Below are 6,405 nucleotides of genomic sequence, written 5' to 3'. Positions count from 1 at the left end.
GACATCGACGACTCCCTGGCTCAGCACCAGGGAATCACGATCAGCGAATTTCGCAACAGGCCCCCAGAGGGGGAGCATCTGGGCTCTAGGGTTGCCTAAAGCTTCGTCATCCTCCGGTCGTCTGAAAGACGATCCGGGGGACCCAAGCTGAGGCGCCGAACTTGATAGGCCGCTTGGGTCCCCCGGATCTCGCTTCGCGACCCCGGAGGATGACGAGGTGGCTACGCGTTCGCGCCGCCGTCGACGGTGAAGCCGGCGCCGTTGGCGAAGCGGCCCTCGGGGCTGGCCAGCCAGGCGACCATGCCGGCGATCTCGGCCGGCTTGCCGTATTCCTGGATCGGCATCCGCGCCCGCTGGTGATCGGCGCTCTCGCCGCCTGCGGGGTTCATGTCGGTGTCGGTCGAGCCGGGATGGACTAGGTTCACCGTTATCCCGCGCGGGCCGAGATCGTGGGCCAGGCCCTTGGTGAAGCTCAGCAGCGCCGACTTGCTCATCGAATAGAGGGTGATGCCGGCCATCGGCACGCGCTCGGCCAGATTGCTGCCGATATTGATGATCCGCCCGCCGCGCGGCAGGTGCGCCGCCGCGGCCTGCGAGGCTAGCACCACGCCACGCACGTTCACCGCCAGGGTTTGGTCGATGTCGTCCAGGGTCCAGCCCTCGACCGGGCCGGCGCCGCGGACGATGCCGGCGTTGTTGACCAGGATGTCGAGGCCGCCCAGCGCGGCGGCGGCTTGGTCCACCGCGGCCTTGATCGCGGCGGGATCGGCGCTGCTGGCCTGGATGGCGAGCGCCTTGCGGCCCAAGGCCTCGATGTCCTTCACCACGGCCTGCGCCTTGTCGGCCGAGTGTTCGTAGGTGATCGCCACATCGGCGCCGTCATGCGCCAGGCGCCGGGCGATGGCGGCGCCGATGCCGCGGCTGCCGCCGGTGATCAGGGCGCGCTTTCCAGTGAGATCCGACACGATGTTCTCCATATTTGTAACGTTCGATACAGATATGGGTGGCGCGCTTGCCGGTCGCCGTCAAGTCATTTATATATCGGTCGATACAAAAAAAGGATTGAGCCATGGCCGAACGCGGCCGACCTCGCAGTTTCGATCGGCAAGACGCACTGGCCAGCGCCATGGAGGTCTTCTGGATCAAGGGTTATGAGGCCGCCTCGATCAGCGACCTGACCGGCGCGATGGGGATCGGTTCGCCCAGCCTCTACGCGGCGTTCGGGTCAAAGGAGGGCCTGTTCCACGAGGCGGTCGAACTCTATGGCCGCACCGAAGGCCCCGCGTTGTGGGACGTGGTGGAGGCCGCGCCGACCGCGCGCGAGGCGATCGAGGGTTATCTGACCGCTACGGCCCGGGTCTTCACCCGGCCGGGCAAGCCGCGGGGGTGCCTGGTGACGCTGTCGGTGCTGAACACCGCGAGCGCCAGCGCCAGTGTGTGCGAGGCGATGCGCCAGCACCGCGCCGTGGGCCAGTCCGGCCTGGAGAGGCGTCTGCGGCGTTCCATGGCGCAGGGCGAGTTGCCGGCCGGGCTCGACGCCGCCGGGGTGGCGGCCTTCTATCTGACGGTCCAGCAGGGAATGTCGATCCAGGCCCGCGACGGGGCCAGCCGCGAGACGCTGGAGAAGGTGGCGCAGGGCGCCATGGCCGCCTGGGGGCCGCTGACCGCGGGGTAGAACGTTTCCCCCTCCGCTCGTCATGGCCGGCTACTTGTGGCGGCCATCCATAGGCGTCGTCGTCCGGGATTTGCCTTGATCGTTCGTGTGTATGGGTCACCGGGACAAGCCCGGTGATGACGAACGGAAGGTTTCGCCTAGACCGAATAGGCGCGCATGAACCGGCGCGCGGCCTCGCTGGCGACGCGGTCGATCGCCGCGTCGTCGAGCTCGGGGGCGACGCCGAGCAGATGCGACAGCTGGTAGGGGCCGATCACCATGCCGGCGAAGAACTCGGCGCCCAGGGCGGGGTCGTCCACCGCCATGCGCCCGGCCTTGGTCTCCATCGTCAGGAAGTCGGCGAGCCGTCTGCGCGAGGTGAGCGGCCCGGCCTCGTAGAAGGCCCGAGCCACATCGGGCTGGTCGAGGGCGCTCTCTATCGTCATGCGCATCATCGAGGCGCCACGCGGTCGGATCACCGCCTTGATCATGAAGCGGCCGAAGGCGGCCAAGGCCTCCTCGGGATGTTCCTGCGCTTCGGGGACCAGCAGCGGCGCGGTGATCTCCTTCACCCGGCGATCGACGATGGCCCGCACCAGCTCGGGCTTGGAGCCGAAGTGGTTGTAGATGGTCTGTTTGGAGACGCAGGCCCGGCGGGCGATCTCCCCCATCGAGGAACCGACGCCGCGCTTGCCGAACACCTCGGTGGCGGCGTCGAGGATGGCCTCGGTCTTGGCGACGTCGATCTGGCCCGCGATCCTGGGCATCAGTGGCCGCCTCCGTCGCCGGGAGGGCCGGGCGGGGTCTTGGCCGGACTGGCCAGCAGGCCCAGCACCGAGGCGACCGCGCAGCCGGCCGCCAGGAAGTAGAAGCCGTCGGCGAAGCCGAGCACCGCGGCGTCGCGGCGCAGGGCCATGCCGAGGAACTTGCGGGCCGCGCCTTCCGGGTTCATCAGGCCCTGGGCGTCCATCATGGCGGTGAGGTTTTGCAGCATCTCCTGGCCCTGGAGGCTGGAGACGCTGACCCGCGCCGACAGCTCCGAAAGGTGCACGGCGGTCTGATCGGTCAGGATAGTGGTCAGGACGGCCAGGCCGACCGCCCCGCCGACGTTGCGGACCAGGTTCACGAGACCCGAGGCGTCCTTCATCATCGAGGGCGGCAGGGTGGAGACGCTGAGTTGCTGGGCGGCGATCATGGCGATCATCACCCCGACCCCGCGGATCGCCTGCAGGGCGGCGAATTCCCAGAACCCCCAGTCGGCGGTGACGTGAACCCCCAGGCCGACGCCGTAGGCGGCCAGGCCAAAGCCCACCACCAGCGGAATACGGGGATCGACCAAGCGGATGAAGCGCCCGGCGACCGGCGCGGTCATGAACATCACCAGGCCTGAAACCAGCATGGTCGTCCCGACCTCGGCCGCCGAGAACCGGCGGATCTGGCCGAGGAACAACGGCAGGATGAAGGTTCCGCCGAACAGGCTCATCCCCGATACGGCGTTCATGATGAAGCCGATGGTGAAGTTGCGGTCGGTGAACGGTTTCAGCGAGACGATGGGCTGTCGGTAGGTGAGCTGTCGCCAGATGAACACCGCGCCGGTGATGGCGGCGGTGACGCTGAGCCACAGGATCAGGTCGTCGTCGAACCAGCCCTCGCTTGAGCCTTCCTCGATCACGTACTGCATCGAGAGCAGGAACATGGTCATGACCGCCAGGCCGAACCAGTCGATGCCCTTGGCCAGACTGGGGTCGCCCTTGTCGAAGTCGCCGTAGCGGCCGACCAGGAACATCACCAGCAGGCCGGGCGGGATATTGACGAAAAACAGCCAGCGCCAGTTCAACGCCTCGGTCAGGTGACCGCCGATGGTGGGGCCGACGGTGGGGGCCAGGGTGACGATCAGGCCGACGGTGACATTGGCCATCACTCGCTTTTCCGGCGGGAAGACGGTCATGGCGGTGGCGAACACGGCTGGGATCATGGCGCCGGCGGCCAGGCCCTGCAGCGCGCGGGTGAAGATCATCATCTCGATGCTGGTCGAGAGGCCGGTGAGGATTGAGGTGAGGATGAAGCCGGCGGCGGCGGCCACATAGACGGGCCGCGTGCCCCACATCTTGGTCAGGTAGGCGGTCAGCGGAATGATCACCACCTCGGCCAGCAGATAGATGGTCTGCACCCAGCTGATCTCGTCGGCGCTGGCGCCGACCCCGGCCTGGATCTGGCTGAGCGAGGAGGCGACGATCTGGATGTCGAGGATGGCCATGAACTGGCCGATCACCATCCCGCCGAAGCCCAGGAAGATCTTGACCCAATCGACCTCGCCCGATGCGGTCACGTGGCCGCCGGGCGGCGCCGGTTGGGGAGGACGGTCTAGGACAGCGTCGGTCATGGCCTGAGGCTCCTAGGCCGCGATCAGCGCGAGACGCCCTCGCGGGCGTATTCCTTGGCGGGCTGGACCTCGGCGAAGCTGGGACCGGTGTTGGTGCGCACGTCGACCTTCACCTCGACCGAGAGGCCGGGGCGCAGGGCGCCGGCCAGCGGCGACTTTGGGTCGACCGCGATCTTCACCGGCAGGCGCTGGGCGATCTTGGTGAAGTTGCCGACCGCGTTCTCGACCGGGATCAGGGCGAATTCCGAACCCGTGGCCGGCGCAAAGCTGTCGACGTGGCCCTTGATTTCCTGCTTGCCGAAGGCGTCGGCATGGATGGTCACCGGCTGGCCGACCCGCAGGCGGGCGACCTGGGTCTCCTTGAAGTTGGCGATCACATAGGCCTCGCCCAGCGGCACGACGCTCATCAGGGCCGAGCCGGGACGCACATATTGGCCCGGGCGCACGGCGCGGGCCCCGACGACGCCGGTGACCGGCGCCTTGATTTCGGTGCGCTCCAGGTCGATGCGGGCCTTGTCGACGGCGGCGTGGGCGGCCTGGGCCTGGGCCTGGGTCTGGGCGCGGGCCGAGCCGAGGCTGGCGGCGCTGCGACGCTCGGCCTCCAGGGTGGCCTTGGCCTGGGCGACACCGGCGGTCGCCTGGCTGGCGGCGGCGCGCGCGGTCTGGGCGCGTTGCGGCGAGACCCAGCCCTGGTTGGCCAGCGCGCCGTAGCGATTGAGTTCGGCCTGGGCGAGCTGGGACTCGGCGTGGGCGGAATCCACGCCCGCCGCTTTTTGGGCGATCATCGCCTGTTCCAGCCTGGCCTTGTCGTCGACTCCGCGGACGGCGGCGTCCAGCGCCGCGGCGTTGGCCTCGGCTTGAGCGAGCGCCGCGCGCACCTGCGAGGCGTCCAGCCGGACCAGGACCTGGCCGGCGGTGACGCTGGCGTTGTCGGCCACCAGCACCTCGGCGACATAGCCGTCGACCTGGGGCGCGACCGAGACCTTGTCGGCCTGGATGAAGGCGTTGTCGGTGGCTTCGAACCGCTGCTTGTTGATCCACCAGGCGCCGCCGCCGACCACAAGGGCGGCGACAACGACACCCCCGACGGCGAGGGGCACGAACTTCTTGGGCAATATCGCCATGATAGGGCTCGGAATGGTGAAAGATGGACGCGGCAGTCCAATCAAGGCCCAAGTAGGGCGGCTTGAACAGCCATGCAATGGGTTAAGTGGACGCAATCGTCCAAAAATCATTAAGGCGCGGCAAGCGGACCGCGCATTGACGGGCTTGCATCGGCGATGGCGCGCGCTCAACCTCTCGTTGGATCGGGACTTGGGAGGGGCGCTTGCTCCGAAAGCTGCTCATCGCCATCGGCGTGATCGCGGGCGCCATGGTCCTCGTGGTTGTCGCCGCCGTCTACGTCACGCCCTGGCCGGGCGCGCTGCTGATCCGTCATGTGTTCGAGAAGGGCTCGGCCGATGCGTCGGCGGCGCTTGAGAAGCATGTGCCCGCGCAGGTCACCTCAGAGCTCGGCCTGCGCTACGACCCCGCCGATCCCGTCGCCCTCCTGGACATCTATCGCCCGGCGATCGTGGGCGAGGCCCTGCCGCCGACCATCGTCTGGATCCACGGCGGGGGTTATGTCTCCGGCCGGCGCGGCGACATGGCCAACTACCTCAAGGTGCTGGCCGGCCAGGGGTTCACGACGGTGGCCATCGACTATTCCATTGCACCGCGCGCCACCTATCCGACCCCGGTGCGCCAGGCGAACGCGGCCTTGGCCTATCTGACCGCCGAGGCGCAGGCCCTGAAGATCGATCCGTCCCGGCTGATCCTGGCCGGCGACTCGGCCGGCGCCCAGATCGCGGCCCAGATGGCGAACATCATCGCCTCGCCGGTCTACGCCCGAGCGGTCGGCATCTCCCCAGCGGTCGGTCCCGAGCAGATCCGGGGGGTGCTGCTGTTCTGCGGGCCCTACGACGTGGAGCTGGTGAACTTCGACGGGCCCTTCGCGCCGTTCCTGTCCAATGTGCTCTGGTCCTACAGCGGATCGCGGAATTTCCGGGATCATCCGGAGTTTTCCCGCATGTCGGTGACCAACCATGTCACCGCCGCCTTTCCCCCGGCCTTTATCTCGGTCGGCGACGCCGATCCCCTGGAGGCGCAGTCCAGGGCCCTGGCCAAGGTCCTGCAGGCGCGCGGGGTCGCGGTGGAGACCCTGTTCTTCCCTCAGGGCCATCAGCCAGCCCTGGGGCACGAATACCAGTTCAACATCGACCAGGAGGCCGGCCAGCAGGCGCTGGCGCGGTCGGCGGCGTTCGTGCGGCGGGTGGCCTCGCCCCAGCCCTGAACTGATTTGCGGGGACGCGAGGGATGGACGGCGCGC

The 6,405-nt window shown here is 68.4% G+C and carries 6 protein-coding genes; 2 read left to right on the top strand and 4 right to left on the bottom strand.

What is annotated here, in order from left to right; all coding sequences use genetic code 11:
* Nucleotides 1-221: 221 nt before the first annotated feature.
* Complete coding sequence (locus ASE02_RS16570; RefSeq protein WP_056735654.1) at nucleotides 222-965, bottom strand: SDR family NAD(P)-dependent oxidoreductase; 744 nt, start codon at nucleotides 963-965, stop codon at nucleotides 222-224.
* Nucleotides 966-1,069: 104 nt separating this feature from the next.
* Between ASE02_RS16570 and ASE02_RS16565 the strand changes: the two genes are divergently transcribed.
* Complete coding sequence (locus ASE02_RS16565) at nucleotides 1,070-1,675, top strand: TetR/AcrR family transcriptional regulator (RefSeq protein WP_056735642.1); 606 nt, start codon at nucleotides 1,070-1,072, stop codon at nucleotides 1,673-1,675.
* 137 nt (nucleotides 1,676-1,812) lie between these two features.
* On the opposite strand, the gene ASE02_RS16560 is transcribed toward ASE02_RS16565, so the two are convergent.
* The 3 genes from ASE02_RS16560 to ASE02_RS16550 are packed head-to-tail and all read right to left on the bottom strand — an operon-like array spanning nucleotide 1,813 to nucleotide 5,161.
* The gene (locus ASE02_RS16560) at nucleotides 1,813-2,421 is read right to left on the bottom strand and encodes a TetR/AcrR family transcriptional regulator (protein WP_056735641.1); all 609 of its coding nucleotides are present in this window, start codon (nucleotides 2,419-2,421) and stop codon (nucleotides 1,813-1,815) included.
* Entirely contained in the window at nucleotides 2,421-4,037 is a 1,617-nt protein-coding gene (locus ASE02_RS16555; RefSeq protein ID WP_056735640.1) for a DHA2 family efflux MFS transporter permease subunit, read from the bottom strand. The genes ASE02_RS16560 and ASE02_RS16555 overlap by 1 nt, the downstream gene beginning before the upstream one ends.
* A gap of 23 nt (nucleotides 4,038-4,060) precedes the next feature.
* Nucleotides 4,061-5,161, bottom strand: a complete 1,101-nt coding sequence (locus ASE02_RS16550) for an HlyD family secretion protein (RefSeq protein ID WP_056735639.1) — start codon at nucleotides 5,159-5,161, stop codon at nucleotides 4,061-4,063.
* A 203-nt stretch (nucleotides 5,162-5,364) separates the two neighbouring features.
* Between ASE02_RS16550 and ASE02_RS16545 the strand changes: the two genes are divergently transcribed.
* Nucleotides 5,365-6,369, top strand: a complete 1,005-nt coding sequence (locus ASE02_RS16545; protein ID WP_200957707.1) for an alpha/beta hydrolase — start codon at nucleotides 5,365-5,367, stop codon at nucleotides 6,367-6,369.
* The last annotated feature ends 36 nt before the right edge of the window (nucleotides 6,370-6,405 follow it).

The sequence above is a fragment of the Phenylobacterium sp. Root700 genome, assembly GCF_001429025.1.
Lineage (GTDB): Bacteria > Pseudomonadota > Alphaproteobacteria > Caulobacterales > Caulobacteraceae > Phenylobacterium.
Note: the sequence above shows the minus strand (reverse complement) of the source record. Positions and strands in the feature narration are given on the sequence as shown.

Coding starts and splice junctions, on each gene's coding strand:
- ASE02_RS16565 (WP_056735642.1), top strand. CDS start 1,070: ATGGCCGAACGCGGCCGACCTCGCAGTTTCGATCGGCAAGACGCACTG.
- ASE02_RS16560 (WP_056735641.1), bottom strand. CDS start 2,421: ATGCCCAGGATCGCGGGCCAGATCGACGTCGCCAAGACCGAGGCCATC.
- ASE02_RS16555 (WP_056735640.1), bottom strand. CDS start 4,037: ATGACCGACGCTGTCCTAGACCGTCCTCCCCAACCGGCGCCGCCCGGC.
- ASE02_RS16550 (WP_056735639.1), bottom strand. CDS start 5,161: ATGGCGATATTGCCCAAGAAGTTCGTGCCCCTCGCCGTCGGGGGTGTC.